This window comes from Paenarthrobacter sp. NyZ202 (assembly GCF_049860755.1).
In the GTDB taxonomy this organism is placed as follows: Bacteria; Actinomycetota; Actinomycetes; order Actinomycetales; family Micrococcaceae; genus Arthrobacter.
In genome coordinates, this window is record NZ_CP187556.1 from 4157082 (window position 1) to 4180302 (window position 23221).

A 23221-nucleotide genomic window follows, 5' to 3' on the forward strand; every position below is an offset into this window, starting at 1 on the left:
CGCATGCCGCTCCCCGGATTCCGCTGCCCGCGACCCTAAACTTCAGGAAGGTTTTCACCCCCAACTCCGACCCGGTTGGGGGCACAGGCGCGGGAGGAACAGCATGGGGACATTACGACGCCGGATGGCAGCGGCGCTTGCAACGGCCACTGCGGCGGTCATGGCACTTGGCGCCCTGCCGGCGTCGGCAGCCCCCGGCAGCGGGCCCGACCCGGTGGTCCAGGGAGAGGCTGTGGTGGGCAAGACACTTGCCACGGAGATCGGGCCCTACACCTTCTACGGCTGCGGCGGCGGAAAGGGGCCTGACTTCACGGTTTACTGGACCCGTGACGGCTTCCTCGTAGCAGGTGAAACCGCCCGTACCTACGTCCTTCAGCCCGATGACACCGGAGCCCGGATGTCCGCCCACCTGACAGCAAGCAAGACCGCGTGTTCGGGAGAAACGCTGCACAGCAACGAGACCGGGCCCGTGGCAGCGGCCAACCGCGCCAGCGGCTTCACCGGTCGCAGCTTCGAACTCCTGGCCCGCACCAACGACGGCACCCTTATGCTGTACGGGCGCAAGGGAACAGCCTGGGACACCACGCGTGCCGTGGGGTGGGGCTGGAGCGGCTTCAATGCTCTGCTTGCCCCAGGGGATTTCAACGGTGACGGCAAAGGCGACGTTCTGGCACGGGACGCCGCCGGAACCCTCTACCTCTATGCGGGCGACGGAACCGGCGGCTGGAAGCCTGCCCAGGTGATCGGCAGGGGCTGGAACATTTTTGACCAGATTGTCAGCCCGGGCGACTTCAACGGTGACGGCCACAGCGACATCCTGGCCAGGGAGCCAGGTGGCGCCCTGTACCTCTACCCCGGCAACGGTTCCGGAGGCTGGTTGGCGAGGACCGCCGTCGGGCAGGGCTGGCAGGTGATGGACGCACTGGTGACTCCCGGAGACTTCAACGGCGACGGCAAGGTCGACGTCCTGGCGCGGGACCGCAGCGGCTACCTCTACTTCTATGGCGGCAACGGCGCCGGCGGGTGGACGCGGTCGTGGCTGATCGGGGTGGGTTGGAGTGCCCTCAAGTCTGTCGGCGCTGCGGGCGACTTTGACCGGGACGGCTTTCCCGATGTCTACGGCGTGGACCAACAGGGCCGGCTGGTCATGTATTACAGCGATGGACGGACCGGGTGGCGCAAGTCCGAGCCGGCAGGTAATGGTTGGAGCGGGTTCACAGCAATCTTTTAGCTGAAACCCAGCCGCGATATTATTGGCGCATAAGTCTGGGGAGGACACAATGAACGCTTTACCGTGCCCTGTGTTTGGCGTGCGCCGGGCCGTAGCCGGAATCGCGGCCGCAATTGCAGCGGCATTCATGCTGGCACCGGCCCCGGCCCAGGCAACCATGGATCCCGACCAACCTGTCATCCACGGCGCTCCGTTCGTTGGCTCGACGCTCACCGTGGAGATCGAACAGGGTTCGTTCAGCGGTTGCGGAGCTGCTGCCGGTCCGGACTACAGCATCTATTGGACCCGCGACGGCGTCCTCTCTTCCAGACAGTGGCCGAACTACATCGTCACGGAGGAAGACCGGGGAGCAACAATCGCCGCACACCTGGTAGCCAGCCAGAACGGCTGTGACCCCGTGGAGGTATCCAGCCAGGAAACCGCAGCGATCTCCGCTTCCCACCGCGCCAACGGATTCACCGGCCGCGGCATCTTCGAGGTTCTGGCCCGGCGGACGGACGGCAACCTCGTCCTTTATCCGCGCTCCGGCAACGCCTGGGAAGCACCCCGTACCGTGGGACCTGGATGGAACGGGTTCACCTCCGTCCTCTCGCCGGGTGACTTCAACGGCGACGGCGTCAACGACATCCTGGCCCGCGACTCTTCCGGCCGCTTGTTCCTCTACGCAGGCACGGGCGACGGCGGCTTCTTCGCCGGCCGGCAGATCGGCAGCGGCTGGAACGGATTCACTGCGATTGTCTCCCCCGGCGACTTCAACGGAGACGGCAACAACGACGTCCTGGCACGGGACTCCGCCGGCACGCTCTTCCTCTACCCCGGCAACGGCAACGGCGGCTGGCTGGGCAGGTCGGTAGCCGGCACCGGCTGGAACGTGGTCAACCAGATCATCACCCCGGGTGACTTTAACGGGGACAACGACGTCGATGTCCTGGCCCGGGACACCGCTGGAAACCTTCGCCTGTACACCGGCAACGGAAGCGGCGGCTGGCGCGGGTCCTCCACCATCGGCTGGGGCTGGGGCGGCATGGCAACCATTGCGTCCGCCGGCGATATTGACGGCAACGGCAACGTTGACGTCCATGCCGTGGACGGGTCCGGCCGCCTCATCGCCTACTACGGTGACGGCGACGGCGGCTGGAACGGTTCCGGCGTGATCGGCTGGGGCTGGGGCGGCTTCAACGCCGTCTTCTAAGGGCTGGGGGAGTCATGGCAGTGTTCTTTTCCGTCCGCCCTCTTTTAAGGGTTCTCCTGGCGGTGTTCCTCGTCGCAGGATTGGTCATGGCCGTACCCGTTCCGGCCGGCGCTGCCGGGCCGGGCGTCCCGCTGCCCACCGTTGCCACGCTGACATCGCCGCCCACTGCGGGGCCCGGCGACACCATTGCAGTGTCCTTCACCCTGAACGGTCCTGCCAAGGAAGTCGGATTCACCTACGTCAACCAGGACACCCTGGAACAAGCGACCCTCCTGGGCCCCACCAGTTCAGCCGCTGGACCGTACAGCGCACAGGCGAAGGTTCCTGTGACGGGCAGCTCCTTCAAACGAACCGGCCGCTACAGGCTGGTCAGCGTTAATATCACCCTGCCCGCAGAGCAGGGTGCCGTGCGGTACGGACGTGATGGCAACATCATCTTCCTCACCCAGGGCCTGGAAGCGCCGACCCAGCGCCCTGGCGCCCTGGACAGGATCGACTTCTCGGTCGACAACCCTGCCCTCCCCCTGGTGGACAACCCGAACACCAAGCCGCCGGTAGTCTCCGGGACGGCGCGCTACGACCAGGTCCTCAGCACGGACAACGGCGCCTGGACCCATCCGCCCACCGGCTACATCTACCAGTGGCTGCGGAACGGGCAGCCGATCGCCGGTGCGACGGTCAACAGCTACCGGGTGGTCGAGGCGGACCTTGACCAGACCCTGTCCGTCCGCGTGACGGCAACCCGGTCCGGGTACCGCGCAGTGTCCGCGTCGTCGCTTCCCCTGACGCCCACTTCCCCCATGACGGCCACACCTCCCACACTCCAGGGCAAGTTGACCGTCGGATCAAAGCTCACCGGCGTCTTCAACGAGGCCACCGTCTCCACCGGAACAGCCGGCGGTCCCCTCAGCGTCAGGTATGAATGGGTGCGGAACGGAACCCCGATCAGCGGTGCGACCAGCAGTACCTACACCCTGACCGCTGCCGACCGTGGCGCCGTCGTGGGTTTCCGGGCAGTAGTCCAGGCCGGTGATCCTGCCGGGATGACCAGGCCGTTCACGGTGTACGGCCGCACCGTGGTGCGGAACAAGCCGCCCGCAGAAGGGTTCGACGCCGGTACCTCCTTGGACATGTTCGCCCGGAACGCTGCCGCGAACCTGCTGCTGTACCCCACGGACGGAGCCGGCCGCTGGCAGGCCCGGAGGACCATCGGTTACGGCTGGGATGTCTTCGACACCGTCTTCAACGCCGGTGACTTCAACGGCGACGGGTTCAACGACGTCATTGGCCGGGACCGGAACGGCACGCTCTTCCTGTACCCGGGCAACGGCCTTGGCGGCTGGCTGGCGCGCAAGGAAATCGGGTGGGGCTGGAACATCTTTGACGCGGTCTTCCCCGTGGGCGACTTCTCCGGCGACGGCAACAACGACCTCATGGCCCGCACGCCCACTGGCGCGTTGGTGCTGTATCCGGGCAACGGAAGCGGCGGGTTCCGGGCACCCGGCGCAGTGGGCCAGGGCTGGGAAGTCCTCAGCCACGTCTTCTCCCCCGGCGACTTCGACGGCGACGGCCACCCCGACGTCATGGGGCGCGACTCCGCCGGGAACCTGCGGCTGTATGGTGGCAACGGCAGCGGAGGGTGGACCACGGCGCGGGCCGTCGGGACCGGATGGAACGTCATGTCACGGATCGGTGGCGCGGGTGATTTCAACGGCGACGGCTTTAATGACGTCTGGGCCATCGATTCCTCCGGCCAACTGGTGATGTACTACGGCGCGGGCAACGGCAACTGGAAAGGTCCCGCGGCTGTCGGCTGGGGCTGGGACAGCTTCACGGCGGTTTTCTAAGCCGATTTCGGTTGCTTTTGAAGCTTGACTTGTCTTCTGTGTGAATTTTTGCCAGCAAATTCCCAGGCTGCGGTTTCCAGCATGTACTCTCAACTCACTTATACCTGCCGGTTGTCTGTGGCCGGCCCGAATTGGGGGAATCATGGGGAGCACTCCTCGGCGCCGTGTGCGCAATTGGCTGGCCGCAATCGTTGGCAGCATCATGGTGGCCGGTGGACTTGGTGTGGCACCAGCGGCGCAGGCTGATGACACTTTCGCACCCGTTCCCGTGGCGGTCTCCACGACGCCCGTAAACGTGGCCTCCGGCGGTCATGCGACCTCGCGGATCACGTTCCAGGCTTCCGGCCCGCTGAACGACGTGTATGTCGCCTTCCGGAACACGGCCACGGGCGAAGTCCACAAGGAACTGACCCAAGGCTCCTACAGTGCGGCCGATTTTACCTACACCTTTGAAGTGTTCTTCGGCCAAGGCACCCCTGCGGGTTCCTACCGCGCCCAGTATGTCGAAGCACGGACCGAGGTGGGCAACGTGGTTGCTTACTGGCGGGACGGATCCATAGTCCACAATTCCGGGAACCTTCCAGCCTCGGGTACTGCGGCGGTGACCTTGGAGGCCCTGGACTTCAATTACGTCACTTCCGTGAGCATCGACCGACCCCACACCAGCGGGTTCTACCGCGATGCGTACTGGGACAACTACACCATGAGCCTGCTGATCCGGGACTCCTGGGGCCGGCTCGGCCTGTTCCCCACCGGAGGAAACGGAACGTGGAAGCAGGCCTACGAGGTCGGTTCCGGCTGGAACATCTTCAACCTCATGCTCGCCGCCGGCGACTTCAACAACGACGGCGAGAACGACGTCATTGCCCGTGACGGTTCCGGTGCCCTTTATCTCTACCCCGCCGACTGGCACGGTGGATGGTTCCCGCGCCAGCAAATCGGGTGGGGCTGGCATGTCTTCAGTTCCGTCTTCGCCGCCGGTGACTTCAACGGCGACGGCAACAACGACCTCCTGGCCCGCAAAACCAACGGAGAGCTGGTCCTGTATCCAGGGAACGGGCACGGCGGCTTCCTGTCCGCGTCCACCGTGGGATGGGGCTGGAACGGCATGACCTCGATCTTCTCCCCGGGAGATTTCGACGGTGACCGCAAGCCCGACGTCCTGGCCCGCGACAGCGCCGGCAACTTGGTCTTCTACGGCGGCAACGGGCGCGGAGGATGGACCACCAGCCGCGTGATTGGCCAAGGCTGGAACGCCATCACCAAGCTGGGCGGCGTCGGCGACTTCGACGGCGACCGCGCCAACGACGTCTGGGGAATCGACACCGCCGGCCAGATGCGCATGTACTACGGCAACGGCTCCGGCGGATGGAAGGGTTCCGGGGTAGTCGGCTGGGGCTGGGGCGACTTCAACGCAGTTTTCTAGCGGGTCCCACCACCCGGGTCCAACCGCTTTCGTGCAACTTTTTATGAGGATTCTTGAAACTCAATAACGTCACACCACACCGTTGGCGTCGTCTCGCCCGTCTGGTGGCTGCCTCCGTTCTGACCTGCGGACTCCTCGCTGCCGGCCTGCCCGTCCCGGCCCAGGCTGCAGCACCGACAGTTGTCGCTCCGCTGCGCTACGTCTACGTCTCCAGCACGCCCCGACTGGTCGGGGACCCGACGGTAGGTGGGCTGCTGAAGGTGGACGTTTCGTCGACTTATGCGCACGTCTCACCCGAAGGCGGCGTTCCGGCCATCTCCTACTTCTGGACCAGGGACGGCGTGGTCATCCCCGGTGCCAATGGCACCACTTACCGTGCTACCCCGGCTGACTTGGGGCGGGTGGTGGCCGCTCATCTGACGGTTACGTACGATGCCGACTCGACGCTGACCGTCCAAGCTTCCCACCCACTCCGCGTTGCGGCGGCACCCCGCGCCCGAGGTTTCAATGGCGACGGAACTCTTGACATGTTTGCGCGTGATTCCGCAGGCCGACTGTTGTTGTACCCCACGGACGGACGCGGAAACTGGCAGCCAACCCAAGTCATTGGATGGGGTTGGAACAACTTCAATCTGTTGCTCTCTCCTGGGGACTTCGACGGGGACGGCACGGTCGATGTCCTTGCCCGCGACGGCCAAGGCCGCCTCTTCCTGTACCAAGGTAATGGCTCGGGAGGCTGGAAGAAGGCGTTCCAGATCGGTCAGGGCTGGCAAGGCTTCAAAGACCTCGTAGCACCTGGCGACTTCAACGGCGATGGCACCAACGACATCCTCGCGAAGGACCCGGCTGGCAACCTCTTCATGTACCCGGGCAACGGTCGAGGTGGCTGGCTCGCCCCCTACAGAATCGGTCCAGGGTGGGATGGCTACTATGCCGTGGGTGCAGGCCACTTCCTGGACACCCCGGACTTGGTTGTACTTACACGGCCGTTCTGGGGAACGCTTGAAGTACGAACCACCAATCGGAATGGGTGGTTTGAGGAATTTGGATTGCCGGGCGGCTTCGGCGGATCCATTGGATGGGGATGGGAATCGGTAGCTCGCATCGGCATGGCCGGTGATTTCAACGGCGACGGCTATCCCGATGTTTACGGAATCGACAACGCCGGTCGCATGACCATGTACCTCGGCGACCCTGGCGGCTACGGGCACTTTGGAATCACTGGGTTCAGGTGGAAAGGCTCCCCTGCCGTCGGCTGGGGCTGGGGCGGCTTCACCGCCGTCTTCTAGTCGATACCATTCCCAGGAATAACGAGCAGGGAGAGCCAGACATGAAGTTCATCACGCCCCGTACCACGAGGCTCTGCTGCTATCTTGTGGTCCTCGCCATTTCGACAGCGTTGGGCAGCCTCTCGTTATTCGTGCCCGGCGCTGTTGCAGCACCCAGCCATGAGGATTCGTTAGGCGTGGACTCGTACGTCTGGCCGCCCGATCCCGCGTTCTTGAGCATCGCGGCCGCTAGCACGGCAAGTGTTCCAGTGGGTGGTGAGTTACGGCTGAACTTCACGGTGGCGCAACCGGCTATCGAAGTCAGCTTTGTGATGCAGGACGAGTCGGGAGTCACGGAGAGCTACATGTCCTGGCGACCTCCCGCGGGTGTGCCGCCGCAGCAAAGCGGCTTTGCGGTCCGTACCGTCAAGACCAATGATGCAACGGGAAAATACTCCCTAAGACAAGCCAGGGTCAAATTTGCTGACGGCTCGTTGGCGACGATAAACCCAAGAAAGTACAGTGGAGACTCTTCAGTCACAGATGACTTTCCACAGGCGGTATTCAGCGTCAACAACCCAGGGGTAATTCTTCAACCAAATGTGAATATCAGCCCGGCTTACGTTGAAGGGCGAGCCGAGACGGGTATCTGGGCAAAAGCCAATGTTGGCACCTGGCAGGGCGGCGTCTCTGAGGTGGACTACCAGTGGATGCGCAACGGCGTCGATCTGGAATACAAGTCCTACGACTACTACCTGACGTCCTTCGACCTTGGTGCATCCGTTTCGTTCAGAGCAAAGATTTACGCTCCTGGGTATCTTCCAACGATGACCGAATCAAAGCCGGCAGGACCCGTTGTTCAGCCTCGGCACCCAAAGGTACTGGGCGAAGCATCGGTTGGTTCCATCCTTCGGACCGACTTCAGTTTGTCAGAAGTGCTTCTTCCTTCAGGATCCACCGCCGTGGTTAAGCATCGCTGGGTAGGACCGCCCTGGGTAGAGCGCCCGACAGGTCCAACGTATCGGCCTACACTTCAGGACCAGCATCATGGCTACTACCAGAATTACATTGCTGCAGAGGTCACCGTGTCAGTGGGCTGGGACAATCTTCGGGTTGTTGACAGCGAATGGCGGGAAAACATCAGGGACTCCCACTGGTCCAGCGGCTTCAACGGAGACGGAACTCCGGATGTCCTTGTCCGCGATCGCTCAGGTGTTCTCAGCATGTACCCCACCTCGACGCAAGGAGGGTGGCAAACTCCGCGCGTGATTGGCCAAGGATGGTCGGAGATGACCTCTATCTTCAAGGTCGGCGACCTGAATCGCGACACTAAGAATGACGTTGTGGCTCGCGACAGCCTTGGCCGGCTCTACTTGTATCCCGGTGACGGCCAAGGCGGCTGGTTGCAGCGGCAACAGCTCGGCACCGGATGGAATGTCTTCAACTCCATCTTCGCAATGACGAGCGCACACCAAGGCGGGCACAGCGGTATCTACGGCCGCGATGCCAATGGAACTCTTTGGTACTACGGAACCGGCTACGACGGTGGCCTGGGCTACGCCGGACATCCGGTGGGAACTGGGTGGAACATGTTTAACACCGTGTTCCCGGCCGGGGACTTCAACGGTGACGGCGTGGAAGACCTTATGGGCCGGACCCCGTCCGGGCTTCTCTATAGCTATCAAGTAGATGGTTCCAAGATCGACAAGCGCGACGTCATCGGCGTGGGATGGAACGTTATGGCAAGGGTAGGCGCCGCCGGGGACTTTAACGCGGATGGCCATCAGGACGTTTACGGTATCGACTACTCGGGCCGAATGCATATGTACTACGGCAACGGAGCAGGCGGCTGGAAGGGTTCCGGAGTGGTCGGCTGGGGCTGGGGCGGCTTCACCGCCGTCTTCTAAGGCGGCTATGCCACGCTCTTGATCTTCACCACGAACACTGCACCCAGCAGGCCGATCACGGCAGCAGCCACGTACAGCGAGATATAGCCGCCCCAGTACGTCACGAACGGGAACGCGATTCCGGGTGCGATCACTTGGGGCAGCGAATTCGCGATGTTGATGACTCCGAGGTCCTTCCCGCGGTCCAGCGCTGTGGGAAGGACCTGCGTAATGAGCGCAAAGTCGACGGCCAGGTAGGCGCCGAAGCCGATTCCCAGCACTATTGCACCCAACAGGGCGCCGATCCATGTGGGCGCAAAAGCCAGGATCAGGGACGCCACGGCGATGATGACGGACGAGGCTATGACCAGGGGCTTCCGTTTGCCCATCAGGTCGCTCAGCCGCCCGCCGAGCACACTGGTGATGATCACGGTAACCGCGTACAGGCCCGTCAGGATGAGCACACCGAACTCGGGTTTGATGCCTTCGGTTTCCTCAAGGTGCACCGCGTCGCTGAGGAAGTAGAGCAGATACAGGGTGACCATATGGTTGCCGGTGCTCACCAGGAGGCGGGTGAGCCAGGCCCACGCGAAGTCCGGGTTGCGCCTTGGCGACACCCAAAAGCCCTTGATGAACTCCAGCAGCCGGAACTGCGGCCGGGCTTCCTGGGGCAGCGGCTGGTCGTCGCTCTTGACCAGGTACAGCACGACGCCGGCCAGCAGCGCCGCGGCGCACAGCCAGTAGCCCACGGCGAAGTCGCCGGCCACAACGGCGGCGATTACCGCTCCCAGGAGGATGCCGACTGTTTGCCCCATGGCGGCGAGGCCACCCACGGTCCCGCGCTGGACAACAGGAACACGATCGGGAACGGCAGCCGTAATTGCCGCGTACATGGCATTGGCTCCGGCCTGCACCACGCACCACAACAGAGTCATGACCGCTACATCGGGGGCGCCGGCCAGGGCCACCAGGGCGACGGCGCCGAGGATCGCACCGATAACCACCCAGGGAACGCGACGGCCATACCGGGAGACCGTACGATCGCTCAGCGCACCGAACAAGGGGTTCGCCACCATGGAAACGGCCGCTCCGCACCCTGTCACCAACGCCAGGATGGCTTCCTTTCCGCCTTCGTCAAAGTGGGCGGCCTGTTGGCCCAGCAAAACCTGGAGTGGGCCAAAGAATGCTGCGTTGATACCCAGGTTGACCAGGACGACGCCGGTCACCCAAAGCCCGCGGACCCGGTCCACCGGCTCGGCGAGTGCCGTGGCCGTGCTGCCGCGAACGACGAGGGGATCCGGGACCGGCCCCGGCAGATCGGACAGACTCATGGCAGGTTCCCCCTACTTTCGATGCTTGGATTCAGCCTAGCGCGGCAGACAGGCGTGGAGCCCTTTGTGGCGGCGTTATCCACATAGGCGTGGACATGCCGTGCCGCACCACCGATCCGAACGTAGTGTGGGCTCAAACCCCGAAGGAGAATCCCATGAACGATCAGGTAAACACCGCCGACCTCTACGACCAGCGTGGAGAGGAACTCAACTCGATTTCGGTGCAGTTCCAGGACCTGGGCGGACGCACCCATTTCAGCGGGCCCGTCCGGACCATCCGCTGTTTCCAGGACAACGCCTTGGTGAAGTCCACGCTTGCTACACCCGGCAATGGCTGCGTGCTGGTGGTCGACGGCGACGGCTCGTTGGGAACAGCCTTGATGGGGGACATGATTGCCGACAGCGCGGTTGCCAACGGCTGGGCAGGCGTGGTGATCAACGGCGCCATCCGGGACCGTGAGGCTCTGGCGCAGTTGCCCTTGGGCATCAAAGCCCTGGGAAGCAATCCGCGGAAAAGCGCCAAAAACGGGGCGGGTGAGACGGACGTCGACGTGACACTGGATGGTGTGCGCATCCGGCCAGGCGCCATGATCTATTGCGACCCGGACGGCATCCTTGTGGAGAAGTGACCTATCCGGCGGCTGCTGTCCAGCGAAACTTCATCGGACCGGGAATCAATGAGGCATTAGGATAGTTACTGAAAGCAACTATCCTGCTTAATTCCTGATCTGCCATCCCTTGGAGAAGATATGTCCAAAACCACGCCCGTCCGGGCTGCCGGCGAGGTCCTGACCCATCGTCAGACCCTCACCGTCATGGTGGGACTCATGCTCGGCATGTTCCTGTCCTCGCTGGACCAGACCATTGTGTCCACGTCCATCTACACCATTGCCAACGACCTCGATGGCTTGTCGCTCCAGGCATGGGCCACCACGGCGTACCTGATCACGTCGACGGTCAGCACACCGTTATACGGAAAACTCAGCGACATCTTCGGCCGGCGCCCGCTGTACCTCGTGGCCATTGTGATCTTCTTGGCCGGCTCGCTGTATGCCGGTTCGGTGCACTCCATGACGGAACTTGCGCTGGCCCGTGGTGTGCAGGGCCTGGGCGCCGGCGGCCTGCTGGCACTCGCCCTGACCACCATCGGCGACATCGTGGCGTTGAAGGACCGGGCCAAGTACCAGGGCTATTTCATGTCCGTCTTCGGCATCTCGTCCGTGCTGGGTCCCGTGATTGGCGGAGCCTTTGCGGGCACGTCCAACATCCTTGGCTTCGACGGCTGGCGCTGGGTCTTCTTCATCAACCTTCCCATCGGCCTGGCGGCACTGGTGGTGGTCTTCATGTATCTCCATCTCCCCGCACGGCACGTCAAGCAGAAGATCGACTACTGGGGCGCCGCGGCCATTACGCTGGCCATCGTCCCGCTGTTGCTCGTGGCGGAGCAGGGCCGGGTCTGGGGCTGGGCTTCAGGCGCTTCCCTGCTCTGCTACGCGTTGGGTGCCATCGGGATCGTGGCCTTCCTTTTGGCTGAGAAGAGGGCGGGAGACTACGCCCTGATCCCGCTGCGTTTGTTCGGGAACGCGACGTTCGGGCTCTCCTCACTTTTGAACTTCATCATCGGCATCGGCATGTTCGGCGCCATCGCGATGCTCCCGATGTACCTGCAGTTGGTCAAGGGGCTTACCCCCACTGAGGCAGGCCTGATGATGATCACCTTCACCGTCGGCATCCTCTTCGGTTCCATCACGGCAGGGCGCACCATCTCATCCTCCGGTGTCTACCGGATCTTCCCGATCCTCGGAACCGCCGTCCTTGCCGGCGCAGCAGTCGTAATGGGGCTGTCCTTGGGCGTTGACACGGGCCTCTGGGTACCGGGGCTCATTGCTGTCTTCTTCGGAGTTGGGCTGGGCTTCTGCATGCAGCCGCTGACGCTCGCCATGCAGGTATCCGTGCCGCCCAAGGACATGGGCGTCGGGACATCCACCGCTGCCTTCTTCCGGTCCATGGGCGGAGCCGTGGGTACGGCGGTCTTCATTTCGATGCTTTTCAGCCTGGCAGCGGACAAGATTGCCGACGCCATGAAGGATGCCGCTTCCAATCCGGACTACCAGGCTGTCATGCAGGACCCGGCGGTGGCTTCCGATCCCGCCAACGCCAAGCTCTTCGATTTCTTCAAGAATGGCGCCAACAACGACTCCCTGAATGACACCAGCTGGCTCCACTCCGCCAACAGCACCTTGACCCGGCCCATTACCGAGGGCTTCGCCCAAGCGATCGACGTCGTCATGCTCACCGCTGCCGGATTGATGCTGGTGGCGTTCCTCATCAGCTTCGCCCTGCCGAACAAGAAGCTCACCGACCCCAAGGCAGCAGCCAAGGAGTCCGTCCCGGCGCACTAGGGCCGCGACCCACAAAAGTACGGCGGCGGTCCATGGACTGCCGCCGTACTTTCATTTCCCTGCAGCCCGGCCTCGCTACGGACGGCACCTGCCGCCGTCGTGCTTTGCGTTCATAAAGTTGAGCCAAAGGCCCGGTCAGGCACCATTTGCGCCTCATTGCCTCCTCCCAGCGGACTTTCAGCCTTCAGCGAGAGGTCTATGCGTTCATAAGGTAAATGCATGTCATGTCCATCACTGTGACTGGAACTTGGCTGATATGACATGCCACACTGTGTAGCGCGAGTGCACCGACGTCCCCGTCGGATAGCCGACGACGTCCCGCACCGCGATCCCACACCACCTGCCCCAAGGGAGACCCATGTCCAGTCCCAGCACCAAAGAAGGCGCGCCGCCAGTTTCCCGGAAAGTCATCGGCCTGGCCGTCGCTGGAGCTGTGGGCGGGTTCCTGTTCGGGTTCGATTCGTCCGTGGTCAATGGCGCCGTGGATGCCATGAAGGACGAGTTCATGATGAGTGAGGCCATCACCGGCTTCGCCGTGGCCGTTGCCCTGTTGGGGTGTGCGCTGGGTGCCTACTTCGCCGGCAAGGTGGCCGATCGCTACGGGCGCATTCCCGCCATGAAGATCGGGGCGCTGCTGTTCCTGGTGAGCGCCGTGGGCACAGGACTCGCCTTCGGCGTCTGGGACCTCGTCTTCTGGCGCCTGGTGGGAGGACTCGGCATCGGGCTCGCCTCCGTGATCGCGCCGGCCTACATCTCCGAGATCTCCCCGCGCCACGTCCGCGGACGGCTGGCATCGCTGCAACAGCTGGCAATCACCACCGGCATCTTCGCGGCACTCCTGTCCGACGCCGTCCTGGCCAACTCGGCCGGCGGCGCCGCCAACACGCTCTGGCTGGGCATTGAGGCGTGGCGCTGGATGTTCATCGCCTGCGCAGTTCCCGCGGCCGTCTACGGCTGGATCGCTTTCCGCCTCCCCGAATCCCCGCATTTCCTGGTGCTCAACGGCAAGGAAGACCAGGCCCGGAAAATCTTCCACACGATCATCCCGGTGGACGACACCGAGCGGCACATCCGGGACATCCGCGATTCCATCCAGCAGGACCAGCTCTCCAGCAAAAAGGGCTCCCTGCGTGGCAACACCTTCGGGCTGCAGGCCGTGGTGTGGATCGGCATCATCCTGTCCGTGCTTCAGCAGTTCGTGGGCATCAACGTGATCTTCTACTACTCCACCACGCTGTGGAAGGCCGTGGGCTTCCAGGAGAAGGACTCGCTCACGATCTCCGTGGCCACGTCCATCACCAACATCCTGGTCACGCTGGTGGCCATCGCGTTGGTGGACCGGGTGGGACGCCGGCCCATCCTCCTGACCGGCTCCATCGGCATGGCCGTTTCGCTGGGCGTCATGGCCGTGGCGTTCTCGTCCGCAACGGGCACCGGGACCGACATCACCCTTCCCGGCGGTTGGGGACCTGTGGCTTTGATCGCCGCCAACGTCTTCGTGATCAGCTTCGGCGCCTCCTGGGGGCCGCTGGTGTGGGTCTTGCTGGGCGAGATTTTCCCGTCACGCATCCGTGCCCGCGCTTTGGGGCTGGCAGCGGCGGCCCAGTGGATCGCCAACTTTGCCATCACGCTCAGCTTCCCCATCATGGCGGCAGGTTCGCTGCCGCTGACGTACGCCATGTACGCGACGTTCGCTGCGGCGTCGTTCTTCTTTGTGATGTTCAAGGTGCCCGAAACCAACGGCATGTCCCTGGAGCAGGCGGAAACGCTGTTCGTTCCCAAGGGCGCACCGGTGTCGCCGCTGCCGGTGGCCAACGAACCCAAGTAAGTAGCAGAAGAGCGCGTTATGACTGCTCATAACGCGCTCTTCTGCTACCCAGTTGGGGTTATACGAGGTGGGGCTCGTGCGACGTCAGGTACTTGCGCCCACCGAACACCACCAGGATCGCCACCGCCATGGCCATAGCCCCGGCAAAGAACGGAACCTGCGGGCCAAAGTGCTCACCGAGCTGGGCCGCGGCGAACGGTGCAAGCGCACCGCCCATCCAACGGACAAAGTTGTAGCCGGCCGACGCCACCGGCCGCGGCGAGTCTGAAACACCCATGGCCAGCTCGGTATAGATCGTGTTGTTGACTCCCAGCAGCGCCCCCGCCACGATGACAAGCACGACGACGGCAATCACCGAGTGCCCGGCCGCCAGTCCCAGCCCGACCAAGTCGAGCAGGAGCAAAAAGAGCGTGCCGCCCAGGACCTTTACGGCACCGAAGCGGTTCTGCAGGACCGGTGCCACGAAGACCGAGAACACAGCCACCGCAACACCCCAGCCGAAGAACACTCCCCCGATCCCGTAGGCGTCCATGCCCAGGATGAACGGGGTGAAGGCGAGGATGGTGAAGAAGCCGTAGTTGTAGAAGAGCGCGCTGGCGGCGGTGGTGCTCAGGCCCCGGTGCCCCAGGGCGAGCAGGGGATCCCGGAACCGCGATTTCTTTGCCGGCGCCGGGGTCTTGGGCAGGAGGGCCAACAGCGCCAGGAATGCCGCAGCCATGAGCACCGCGGTGCCGAAGAACGGTGCTCGCCATTGCCAACCACCCAGCAACGCACCCAGGAGCGGCCCCAGTGAGATTCCCAGGCCAAGGGCGGCTTCGTAGAGGATGATCGCGGTTCCGGTTCCTCCGCTGGCCACGCCAACGATCACCGCCAGCGCGGTGGCCACGAACAAGGCGTTGCCCAGACCCCAGCCTGCACGGAAGCCCACCAGTTGTTCAACGCTTCCGGACAGGCCGGACAGGGATGCAAACACCACAATGACGGCAAGCCCGATCAGCAGGGTCCGCTTGCCGCCTATGCGCGAAGACACGAATCCGCTGATCAGCATCGCCACCGCGGTCACCAGGAAGTAGCTGGTGAAGAGCAGGGACACTTCGCTGGTGGAGGCTTCCAGATTCTTGGCAATCGCGGGGAGGATGGGGTCCACCAGCCCGATTCCCATGAAAGCGAAGACGGCGGCCAGGGCCGTTGCCCACACAGCCTTGGGTTGCTTGAGCAGTGAGGTTTTTTCGGCTTCGAGTGTTGTTTCGGCGCTTGCTGAAGCGTCAGCCAGCTGGCGTGACATTCAATGGCTCCTTACGGTGCGGTTCAGTTCTGGAAGGCGTTGTTGAGCTTGGTGATGACGGGCAGGGCAGCAGCCAGATGCTCTCTTTCCTCCCGGCTGAGCTCCTGGAGAAGGGCTGCCACCATGGAGTTCCGGCGCAGGTTGGCGGATTCGACGGCGGCCACCCCCGCCTGTGTGACAGCCACCTGGACGGCGCGGGAATCGTCGGGGTCGGCCTGGCGACGGACAAGGCCCGCGCGTTCGAGCTTGATGATCTGCTCTGTGGCGCTTGGCACCTTGATCCCCAGGTTCCGCGCGATGTCACCGACGCGGAGCCCGCCGTCGGAAATCATGGACAGCAGGCTGAGCTGGGCGGCGGTGAGTTCACCTTCCGGGTCCAATCGGCGGAACATGTACACGCCAAGGCGGAGGGATTCACGGAATTCCTGGGCGAGGTCGAGGAGGCTGTCATGGTCTTCGCTCATATTTAGGTACCCTAATAGTTAGGACACCTAATAGTCAATCTGAACGGAACCCAAGTAGGTCGCAGTTGTGCGCGTTATGCCGGCTCAAAACGCGCACAAGTGCGACCCAGCGTGTGAGTGCCTTCGGCGCGCCGTGATCCGGGAAAGTATGCGGTTGGCTCGCCTGGGCTCTGGTGGGCTCTGCCCATACGGGTTGATCATGGGATTGTTCGTCTCGGTGAACGCTGGCCCAACTTGGTGCCTTGAGTCCGTGACCCAGCGTGGCGTGGAGGACTTCCACGGGAACCGTGGATTGTTGCTTTCAAGCACGGGTACTAGATTCCTGAATATTCTCCCTGTCCTCCCCGAGACGACGCCGGTAACTGGATGTATTGAAGGGAAGCTGGAATGGACATTGTTCATGAACGGGCCGCGGGAATGGATATTTCCAAACGCGACGCGAAGGTCTGCGTGCGGGTCCCCGGAGAACGGGCAGGGACCTACACCTCAAAGGTCACAACCTGGGGCGCGACCACGCACGCGATCCTGGAACTTCGGGAGTTCCTCGAACGCGAACACGTCACTGTTGTGGTGATGGAAGCGACCAGCGATTACTGGAAACCGTTCTTCTACCTGTTCGAAGAAACCCTGCCGGTGATGCTGGTCAACGCCAAAGCCGCCCGGAACATCCCGGGACGCAAAACCGATGTCTCCGACGCCGCGTGGCTGGCCCAACTGGCCGCGCACGGGCTGCTGCGGGCATCATTCGTGCCGCCCGAACCCATCCGCGAACTGCGGGACCTCACCCGGGCCCGCGCCATCGCCACCCGCGACCGGGCCCGGGAAATCCAAAGGCTGGAGAAGTTCCTGGAAAGCTCCGGGATCAAACTCTCTTCCGTGGTTTCAGACCTGACCGGGGTCTCTTCCCGGGACATGCTCGAAGCCCTCATCAACGGCGAACGGAACCCCGAGGTGCTGGCCGGGATGGCCCGTGGAATGCTGCGCTCGAAAATCCCGGCACTGGTCGACGCCCTCACCGGCAGGTTCAAACCCCACCACGCATTCATGGCACGACTGCACCTGGACCAGATCGACGCCCACACCCGCACCATCGATACCCTCACCGCACGCATTGAGGAGGCGATGGAACCCTTTCGTGAGGCCAGGGAAGCCCTGGCCACCATCCCCGGAGTATCCCAACGAGTCGCCGAAGTGATCATCGCCGAAACCGGAGCGGACATGAGCGTGTTCGAAACCCCGGGCCGGCTCGCGTCCTGGGCCGGGGTCTGCCCCAGCGCCAACGAATCCGCCGGCAGGATCAAATCCAGCCACATCATGCCCGGCAACAAATACCTCAAAGCAGCACTCGGCACCGCGGCCATGTCCGCGACCCGATCCAAAAACACCTACCTCGCCGCGAGATACCGCCGCATCACCGCCCGCTCCGGAACCAACAAAGCCCTCGTCGCCATCGAACACTCCATCCTCACAGCGGCCTGGCACATGCTCCGCAACGGCGAGTGCTACACCGACCCCGGCGCCGACCACTTCAACAGGATCAACCCAACCAGAGCCAAGAACAACGCCATCAAACAACTCAACAACCTCGGCTACAACGTCACCATCACCCCGGTCACCGCAGCCTAACCCACCACTACTTTCGTACTAGTTGGGTATGGGGGGCTAGAGGGTGAGCTTCATGCCCTCGTGGCTGGCGACGAACCCAAGTCGTTCGTAGAAACGATGGGCACCCACGCGGGACTTGTCCGTGGTGAGCTGGACCAGCGCGCAGCCACGTTCACGAGCCTGATCAATGGCCCACTGGATCATCAGCGCACCTGCACCATGTCCGCGAAGCCCACTGGACACACGGACAGCCTCAATCTGGGCACGCCAGGAACCCTTTCGGGAGAGGTCGGGGATGAAGCTGAGCTGGCACGTCGCCACTACCTCGCCGCCCAACTCACCCACCACCAGAAGGTGGGCCGGATCGGCGTCGATCGCGTCAAAAGCCGCCTCGTAGGGCGCCAGCTCGTCGGCACTTTCCCGCCCCGCACCCAGTTGATCATCGGCGAGTAATTGAAGAATCTGCGGCAGATCCGCTCTTGCCGCACGCCTCAGGGTAAAGGTTCCAGGTTCGACGGCGGCAGTCATCAGAGGGGGCACGGCAGGTTTGGCGGTCATCATCAAAGCATCGCATTTTCCGCGCAAGTAAGTATTGCTAAGTACCGGTACCTAGTTCTACTATGTAGTGGTAGCTAGCAATACTGAGTACTGAAGGAGGTGTCCTGGATGGGCAAGCAAATGACCGAAATGCTCAAGGGGACGCTGGAGGGCATCGTACTGGCCCTCCTCACGGGAAACCCGGCTTACGGCTACGAAATCACCACGCTTCTCCGGGCCAAGGGCTTTACCGACATTGCCGAGGGCACCGTGTACGCGCTGCTGGTCAGGATCGAGCAAAAGGGCCTGGTGGACGTGGAAAAGCGCCCCTCCGAAAAGGGACCGCCCCGCAAGGTTTACACGCTCAACACCCAAGGCAAGAAGGAACTGGACGAATTCTGGAACACCTGGAGCTTCCTGTCCGAACGGCTGGAACAGCTCCGTAAAGAAGGGAAATAACCATGGCAGCCAAATGGATCGAACTGGTCACCGGATCACTCGAACAGAAGAAGCAGTACAAGCAGGCCAAGGCCCGGCTCGACGCACTCCCCGAGCCCTACCGGTCAGTCGCCAACGCCTACAACCGGTACCTCACGTACTACGGCGGGGTTACCGAAGGCGACACGATCGTACAGATGTTCATCGACCTCGCAGACCTGTGGGAACGCGCAGCCGTTGACGGCACGCCGGTCAGCGGGATCGTGGGTGACGACCCGGTCGGGTTCGCCGAAACTTTCGCCCAGGCCTACGGCGGAAAGCGCTGGATCGACAAGGAACGCACACGCCTGATCGAAGCCGTGGACCACGCAAAAACCAAGGAGGCAGAGTCATGACCGCGCCAGCCATAGCAGTGAGGGGGATCGAGAAGTCGTACAAGGACCTCCAGGTTCTCCGCGGCGTGGACTTCGACGTGGCGCCGGGCAGCATCTTCGCCCTCCTCGGCTCCAACGGCGCCGGAAAAACCACCATGGTCAGGATTCTCTCCACCCTGCTCACAGCGGATGCCGGCGCGGCCGCCGTCGACGGTTTTGATGTGGCGGCCCAACCGCAGCAGGTCCGCGAAGCCATCAGCCTCACCGGACAGTTCGCCGCCGTGGACGGAATGCTGACCGGCCGGGAAAACCTGGTGCTTCTGGCCAGGCTCCGGCACCAAAAGGACCCCGGAGCAATTGCCGACCAGTTGCTGTCCCGCTTCAGCCTCACGGAAGCGGGCAGCCGCAGGGCAGACACCTACTCCGGTGGCATGCGCCGCAGGCTGGACATCGCCATGAGCCTGATCGGCGATCCCCATGTGATCTTCCTGGATGAACCCACCACCGGCCTCGACCCCGAGGCGCGGCTCGAAGTGTGGGAGGTCGTCAAGGAACTGGCCGGACAAGGAACAACGGTCCTGCTCACCACGCAGTACCTGGACGAAGCCGAGCAACTCGCGGACAGGATCGCCATCCTGCATGAGGGCCGCATCATTGCCAACGGCACGCTCCAGGAACTGAAACAACTCCTGCCGCCGGCCACCGTGGAATATGTGGAAAAACAGCCCACGCTGGAGGAAATCTTCCTGGCATTGGTGGGCAGCACAGCACCAGCAAAGGACAGGTCATGAGCACCCACTTCCTGGCGGACACGTCACTCCTGACCGGCCGCTCCATGCGCCACATCTTCCGGAGCCCGGACACCATCATCACCACGGCCATCACCCCCGTCGCCCTGATGCTGTTGTTCGTCTATGTGTTCGGCGGAGCGATCCGTACCGGCACGGTCAACTACATCAACTACCTCCTGCCTGGCATCATGCTGATCGCCATCGCATCCGGTATCGCCTATACGGCGGTCAGGCTGTTCACCGACCTGCAGGGCGGCATCTTTGAACGGTTCCAGTCGATGCCGATCGCGCGCTCTTCCGTCCTGTGGGCCCATGTGCTCACCTCCCTGGCAGCAAACGGGCTGACCTTGATGGTCATTGTGGCCGTGGCGCTCCTGATGGGATTCCGCACCTCTGCAGGCCTGCTGGAGTGGCTGGCGGTGGCTGGAATCCTGGCGCTCTTCACGCTGGCCCTGACGTGGCTTGCCATCATCGCCGGGCTCTCTGCCAAGTCAGTGGACGGAGCCGGCGGGTTCTCCTACCCGCTGATTTTCCTGCCCTTCATCAGCTCGGCTTTCGTACCCACGGAAACCATGCCAGGCCCGGTGCGGTGGTTTGCTGAAAACCAGCCTGTCACGTCCATCGTCAACACCATCCAGGACCTGCTCGCACAGCGGCCGGCGGGCGGTGACATCTGGATCGCGTTGGCCTGGTGCGTGGGGATCCTGGTCGTCGCCTACGCCGGAGCCATGGCTGTGTACCGGAGGCGGACAGCGTAGGAAAACCGGCAGGCGAAGCTCCCACCATCCGGCGGGAGCTTTCGCCATATGGGCCGATTGGCTAACCGGAGGGCATTCCCTATAGCTTGGTGACACCAGATTTGTAACGGTCGTCACTTTTGTGACGGGCCTTCCGAAGGGTTCTATCAATGTCTGACCAGACAACACAGGGGCAGCTCCATGCCTCCAGCAGGGGCAGCGAGCCCCACCTGTCACGCTCGCTCAGCAACCGGCACATCCAGCTCCTGGCCATCGGCGGCGCGATCGGCACGGGCCTGTTCATGGGTTCGGGCAAGACCATCTCCGTGGCCGGACCCTCCGTGATCTTCGTCTACATGATCATCGGCTTCATGCTGTTCTTCGTCATGCGGGCCATGGGCCAGCTCCTGCTGTCCAACCTGAACTACAAGTCATTCAGCGACTTTGCCGGCGACCTCCTGGGCCCCTGGGCCGGATTCTTCACGGGTTGGACCTACTGGTTCTGCTGGGTGGTCACGGGCGTTGCCGACGTCATCGCGATTGCCGGCTACGCCAACGAGCTCTGGCCGGGCATTCCCCTGTGGGTCCCGGGCCTGGCCACCATCCTCATCCTCCTGCTCCTGAACCTCCCCACGGTCAAGGCGTTCGGCGAGACCGAGTTCTGGTTCGCCCTCATCAAGATCGTCGCCATTGTGGCGCTGATCGTGGTGGGCCTGGTCATGATCTTCACCGGCTTCCAGTCCAACGCCGGCACCGCGAGCTTCAGTAACCTGTGGAGCCACGGCGGCTTCTTCCCCAAGGAATTCATGGGCTTCGTAGCCGGCTTCCAGATTGCTGTTTTCGCCTTTGTTGGCATCGAACTCGTTGGAACGGCCGCGGCTGAGACCAAGAACCCCGAGCACAACCTCCCCCGCGCCATCAACGCCATCCCGTTGCGCGTCATGCTCTTCTACGTAGGCGCCCTCATCATCCTGATGTCCGTCACCCCGTGGACCGAGTTCAAGGCCGGCCACAGCCCGTTCATCGCCATGTTCTCCCTGGCCGGCCTCGGCATGGCAGCGACCGTCGTGAACTTGGTGGTCCTCACGTCGGCCATGTCCTCAGCCAACTCGGGCATCTACTCCACCTCGCGCATGGTGTTCGGCCTGGCCAACGACGGCGACGCCCCCAAGGTCTTCAGCCGCCTCTCCCGCCGCAAAGTACCCCAGAACGCCCTGTTCCTGTCCTGCATCCTACTGCTGGCCGGCGTCGTCCTGCTGTACGCGGGCAAAGACGTTGGTGCTGCGTTCGACATGGTGACCACCGTGTCCGCCGTCTGCTTCATGTTCGTCTGGTCGATCATCCTGGCCAGCTACCTTGTGTACCGCAAGCGTCGTCCGGAGCAGCACGCCGCGTCGCCCTTCAAGATGCCCGGCGGGGTCCCGATGGTCTGGGTGGTGTTCGCCTTCTTCGCCTTCCTGGTGTGGGCCCTGACCACGCAGCCGGACACGCTGACTGCGCTGCTGGTCACGCCCATCTGGTTTGCAGTCCTCGGCGTGGCCTACGCCGTGGTCCGCAAGTCCCCGTTGCACCAGGCCCGCGTTGCGGAGTGGAAGGCAATGGCCGAGCGCGAAACCGCGGCAGCGCGCTAAGCCGCCAACCATGAAAGCCCGACGCCGGCACTCAGCTTGAGTGCCGGCGTCGGGCTTTCTGCGCCCGTTTGCGACGCTCTCTCACCTAACCGCCCCTTTAGCGCGACGCTCTCTCACCTAACCGCCCCTTTAGCGCGACGCTCTCTCACCTAACCGCCCCTTTGGCGCAACCCTCTGTCACTGTTCAGGCGAAGTACACGCCGATGCGGTTCCCGTCGATCTCCTCGATCCGGATATCGATGTCGTAGACATCCTGCAGCATCCCCGGGTGCATGATGTCCGCAGGCGCGCCTTGGTGAATCATCCGGCCGTCCTTCATGGCCAGGATGGTGTCCGAGTAGCAGGAGGCGAAGTTGATGTCGTGGACCACCAGGACGATGGTCTTCCCGAGCTCGTCCGCCAACCGCCGCAACAGGCGCATCATCTCCACGGAGTGCTTCATGTCCAGGTTGTTCAGCGGCTCGTCGAGCAGCAAATACTCGGTGTCCTGCGCCAGCACCATGGCAATGTAGGCCCGCTGGCGCTGCCCGCCCGAGAGTTCATCCACGAACTTGTCCGCCATGGACTCCAGGTCCAGGTGCCGGATGGCCTCGTCCACGTGGGCCAGGTCCTCAACCGTAGGCCTGCCGCCACTGTGCGGGAAACGCCCGAACGCCACCAGGTCCCGCACGGTAAGGCGCATGGTCAGGTGGTTTTCCTGCCGCAGGATGGCCATGGTCCTGGCCAATTCCTTGCTGGGCGTGGCCGTGACGGCCAGGCCGGCCACCGAGACTCCTCCGGCGTCCATCGGCTGGAGCCGGCTGATCAGCGACAGCAGCGTGGACTTCCCGGCACCGTTCGGGCCAATGATGGAGGTGATGCCCCCGCGCGGAATGTCGCAGCTGACATCGTCCAGGACGGTCTGGCCACCGTAGCGCTTGGTGACGTTGCGGACGGTGATCATGGGCG

Annotated in this window: 20 protein-coding genes; 15 read left to right on the forward strand and 5 right to left on the reverse strand. The window is 63.2% G+C overall.

What is annotated here, in order from left to right; genetic code table 11:
* The first annotated feature begins 103 nt into the window (after nucleotides 1-103).
* From ACPFL9_RS19250 to ACPFL9_RS19275, 6 genes are all read left to right on the forward strand, one after another.
* A complete protein-coding gene (locus ACPFL9_RS19250) occupies nucleotides 104-1231 on the forward strand; it encodes an FG-GAP repeat domain-containing protein (RefSeq protein WP_426004593.1) in 1128 nt (375 codons plus the stop codon).
* Nucleotides 1232-1280: 49 nt separating this feature from the next.
* Nucleotides 1281-2423: an FG-GAP repeat domain-containing protein gene (locus ACPFL9_RS19255; protein WP_426004595.1), complete on the forward strand. Its 1143-nt coding sequence runs from the start codon at nucleotides 1281-1283 to the stop codon at nucleotides 2421-2423.
* An 86-nt stretch (nucleotides 2424-2509) separates the two neighbouring features.
* Nucleotides 2510-4270: an FG-GAP-like repeat-containing protein gene (locus ACPFL9_RS19260; RefSeq protein ID WP_426004596.1), complete on the forward strand. Its 1761-nt coding sequence runs from the start codon at nucleotides 2510-2512 to the stop codon at nucleotides 4268-4270.
* Between the two features lie 142 nt (nucleotides 4271-4412).
* Nucleotides 4413-5696, forward strand: a complete 1284-nt coding sequence (locus ACPFL9_RS19265; RefSeq protein WP_426004597.1) for an FG-GAP repeat domain-containing protein — start codon at nucleotides 4413-4415, stop codon at nucleotides 5694-5696.
* 53 nt (nucleotides 5697-5749) lie between these two features.
* A complete protein-coding gene (locus ACPFL9_RS19270; protein WP_426004598.1) occupies nucleotides 5750-6985 on the forward strand; it encodes an FG-GAP-like repeat-containing protein in 1236 nt (411 codons plus the stop codon).
* A gap of 41 nt (nucleotides 6986-7026) precedes the next feature.
* Nucleotides 7027-8871: an FG-GAP repeat domain-containing protein gene (locus tag ACPFL9_RS19275; RefSeq protein WP_426004599.1), complete on the forward strand. Its 1845-nt coding sequence runs from the start codon at nucleotides 7027-7029 to the stop codon at nucleotides 8869-8871.
* A gap of 5 nt (nucleotides 8872-8876) precedes the next feature.
* On the opposite strand, the gene ACPFL9_RS19280 is transcribed toward ACPFL9_RS19275, so the two are convergent.
* The gene (locus tag ACPFL9_RS19280; RefSeq protein ID WP_426004600.1) at nucleotides 8877-10181 is read right to left on the reverse strand and encodes an MFS transporter; all 1305 of its coding nucleotides are present in this window, start codon (nucleotides 10179-10181) and stop codon (nucleotides 8877-8879) included.
* A 155-nt stretch (nucleotides 10182-10336) separates the two neighbouring features.
* On the opposite strand from ACPFL9_RS19280, the gene rraA reads away from it, so the two are divergent.
* From rraA to ACPFL9_RS19295, 3 genes are all read left to right on the forward strand, one after another.
* Nucleotides 10337-10810: a ribonuclease E activity regulator RraA gene (rraA, locus tag ACPFL9_RS19285; protein ID WP_426004601.1), complete on the forward strand. Its 474-nt coding sequence runs from the start codon at nucleotides 10337-10339 to the stop codon at nucleotides 10808-10810.
* Nucleotides 10811-10930: 120 nt separating this feature from the next.
* Nucleotides 10931-12583: an MDR family MFS transporter gene (locus tag ACPFL9_RS19290; protein ID WP_426004602.1), complete on the forward strand. Its 1653-nt coding sequence runs from the start codon at nucleotides 10931-10933 to the stop codon at nucleotides 12581-12583.
* A gap of 358 nt (nucleotides 12584-12941) precedes the next feature.
* A complete protein-coding gene (locus tag ACPFL9_RS19295; protein WP_426004603.1) occupies nucleotides 12942-14411 on the forward strand; it encodes a sugar porter family MFS transporter in 1470 nt (489 codons plus the stop codon).
* A 58-nt stretch (nucleotides 14412-14469) separates the two neighbouring features.
* Here ACPFL9_RS19295 and ACPFL9_RS19300 read toward each other — a convergent pair whose 3' ends face one another.
* Nucleotides 14470-15696 carry an MFS transporter gene (locus tag ACPFL9_RS19300; protein WP_426004604.1) on the reverse strand — a complete coding sequence of 409 codons (1227 nt, stop codon included), beginning with the start codon at nucleotides 15694-15696 and terminating at the stop codon, nucleotides 14470-14472.
* Nucleotides 15697-15719: 23 nt separating this feature from the next.
* Nucleotides 15720-16160: a MarR family winged helix-turn-helix transcriptional regulator gene (locus ACPFL9_RS19305; RefSeq protein WP_426004606.1), complete on the reverse strand. Its 441-nt coding sequence runs from the start codon at nucleotides 16158-16160 to the stop codon at nucleotides 15720-15722.
* 387 nt (nucleotides 16161-16547) lie between these two features.
* Between ACPFL9_RS19305 and ACPFL9_RS19310 the strand changes: the two genes are divergently transcribed.
* Nucleotides 16548-17786: an IS110 family transposase gene (locus tag ACPFL9_RS19310; protein WP_426004607.1), complete on the forward strand. Its 1239-nt coding sequence runs from the start codon at nucleotides 16548-16550 to the stop codon at nucleotides 17784-17786.
* Nucleotides 17787-17822: 36 nt separating this feature from the next.
* Here the strand turns inward: ACPFL9_RS19310 and ACPFL9_RS19315 are convergent, their stop codons facing one another.
* On the reverse strand, nucleotides 17823-18326 hold the full coding sequence (locus tag ACPFL9_RS19315; protein ID WP_426004608.1) for a GNAT family N-acetyltransferase: 504 nt from the start codon (nucleotides 18324-18326) through the stop codon (nucleotides 17823-17825).
* 105 nt (nucleotides 18327-18431) lie between these two features.
* Here ACPFL9_RS19315 and ACPFL9_RS19320 point away from each other — a divergent pair, with 105 nt between their 5' ends.
* From ACPFL9_RS19320 to cycA, 5 genes are all read left to right on the forward strand, one after another.
* Complete coding sequence (locus ACPFL9_RS19320) at nucleotides 18432-18761, forward strand: PadR family transcriptional regulator (RefSeq protein ID WP_426004609.1); 330 nt, start codon at nucleotides 18432-18434, stop codon at nucleotides 18759-18761.
* A 2-nt stretch (nucleotides 18762-18763) separates the two neighbouring features.
* A complete protein-coding gene (locus ACPFL9_RS19325) occupies nucleotides 18764-19135 on the forward strand; it encodes a DUF1048 domain-containing protein (RefSeq protein ID WP_426004611.1) in 372 nt (123 codons plus the stop codon).
* Nucleotides 19132-19905 carry an ABC transporter ATP-binding protein gene (locus ACPFL9_RS19330; protein ID WP_426004612.1) on the forward strand — a complete coding sequence of 258 codons (774 nt, stop codon included), beginning with the start codon at nucleotides 19132-19134 and terminating at the stop codon, nucleotides 19903-19905. The genes ACPFL9_RS19325 and ACPFL9_RS19330 overlap by 4 nt, the downstream gene beginning before the upstream one ends.
* Nucleotides 19902-20663, forward strand: coding sequence for an ABC transporter permease (locus tag ACPFL9_RS19335; RefSeq protein WP_426004614.1), 762 nt, complete (start codon nucleotides 19902-19904; stop codon nucleotides 20661-20663). Before ACPFL9_RS19330 ends, ACPFL9_RS19335 begins: the two co-directional genes overlap by 4 nt.
* A 149-nt stretch (nucleotides 20664-20812) precedes the next feature.
* Nucleotides 20813-22273 carry a D-serine/D-alanine/glycine transporter gene (gene cycA / locus ACPFL9_RS19340; protein WP_426004615.1) on the forward strand — a complete coding sequence of 487 codons (1461 nt, stop codon included), beginning with the start codon at nucleotides 20813-20815 and terminating at the stop codon, nucleotides 22271-22273.
* 184 nt (nucleotides 22274-22457) lie between these two features.
* On the opposite strand, the gene ACPFL9_RS19345 is transcribed toward cycA, so the two are convergent.
* Nucleotides 22458-23216, reverse strand: coding sequence for an ABC transporter ATP-binding protein (locus ACPFL9_RS19345; protein WP_426004616.1), 759 nt, complete (start codon nucleotides 23214-23216; stop codon nucleotides 22458-22460).
* Between the last annotated feature and the right edge of the window lie 5 nt (nucleotides 23217-23221).

What these genes read in the sequence shown, in the direction of transcription:
- ACPFL9_RS19250 (WP_426004593.1), top strand. Translation starts at nt 104, where the DNA reads ATGGGGACATTACGACGCCGGATGGCAGCGGCGCTTGCAACGGCCACT.
- ACPFL9_RS19255 (WP_426004595.1), top strand. Translation starts at nt 1,281, where the DNA reads ATGAACGCTTTACCGTGCCCTGTGTTTGGCGTGCGCCGGGCCGTAGCC.
- ACPFL9_RS19260 (WP_426004596.1), top strand. Translation starts at nt 2,510, where the DNA reads ATGGCCGTACCCGTTCCGGCCGGCGCTGCCGGGCCGGGCGTCCCGCTG.
- ACPFL9_RS19265 (WP_426004597.1), top strand. Translation starts at nt 4,413, where the DNA reads ATGGGGAGCACTCCTCGGCGCCGTGTGCGCAATTGGCTGGCCGCAATC.
- ACPFL9_RS19275 (WP_426004599.1), top strand. Translation starts at nt 7,027, where the DNA reads ATGAAGTTCATCACGCCCCGTACCACGAGGCTCTGCTGCTATCTTGTG.
- ACPFL9_RS19280 (WP_426004600.1), bottom strand. Translation starts at nt 10,181, where the DNA reads ATGAGTCTGTCCGATCTGCCGGGGCCGGTCCCGGATCCCCTCGTCGTT.
- rraA (WP_426004601.1), top strand. Translation starts at nt 10,337, where the DNA reads ATGAACGATCAGGTAAACACCGCCGACCTCTACGACCAGCGTGGAGAG.
- ACPFL9_RS19290 (WP_426004602.1), top strand. Translation starts at nt 10,931, where the DNA reads ATGTCCAAAACCACGCCCGTCCGGGCTGCCGGCGAGGTCCTGACCCAT.
- ACPFL9_RS19295 (WP_426004603.1), top strand. Translation starts at nt 12,942, where the DNA reads ATGTCCAGTCCCAGCACCAAAGAAGGCGCGCCGCCAGTTTCCCGGAAA.
- ACPFL9_RS19300 (WP_426004604.1), bottom strand. Translation starts at nt 15,696, where the DNA reads ATGTCACGCCAGCTGGCTGACGCTTCAGCAAGCGCCGAAACAACACTC.
- ACPFL9_RS19305 (WP_426004606.1), bottom strand. Translation starts at nt 16,160, where the DNA reads ATGAGCGAAGACCATGACAGCCTCCTCGACCTCGCCCAGGAATTCCGT.
- ACPFL9_RS19310 (WP_426004607.1), top strand. Translation starts at nt 16,548, where the DNA reads ATGGACATTGTTCATGAACGGGCCGCGGGAATGGATATTTCCAAACGC.
- ACPFL9_RS19315 (WP_426004608.1), bottom strand. Translation starts at nt 18,326, where the DNA reads ATGATGACCGCCAAACCTGCCGTGCCCCCTCTGATGACTGCCGCCGTC.
- ACPFL9_RS19320 (WP_426004609.1), top strand. Translation starts at nt 18,432, where the DNA reads ATGGGCAAGCAAATGACCGAAATGCTCAAGGGGACGCTGGAGGGCATC.
- ACPFL9_RS19325 (WP_426004611.1), top strand. Translation starts at nt 18,764, where the DNA reads ATGGCAGCCAAATGGATCGAACTGGTCACCGGATCACTCGAACAGAAG.
- ACPFL9_RS19330 (WP_426004612.1), top strand. Translation starts at nt 19,132, where the DNA reads ATGACCGCGCCAGCCATAGCAGTGAGGGGGATCGAGAAGTCGTACAAG.
- ACPFL9_RS19335 (WP_426004614.1), top strand. Translation starts at nt 19,902, where the DNA reads ATGAGCACCCACTTCCTGGCGGACACGTCACTCCTGACCGGCCGCTCC.
- cycA (WP_426004615.1), top strand. Translation starts at nt 20,813, where the DNA reads ATGTCTGACCAGACAACACAGGGGCAGCTCCATGCCTCCAGCAGGGGC.
- ACPFL9_RS19345 (WP_426004616.1), bottom strand. Translation starts at nt 23,216, where the DNA reads ATGATCACCGTCCGCAACGTCACCAAGCGCTACGGTGGCCAGACCGTC.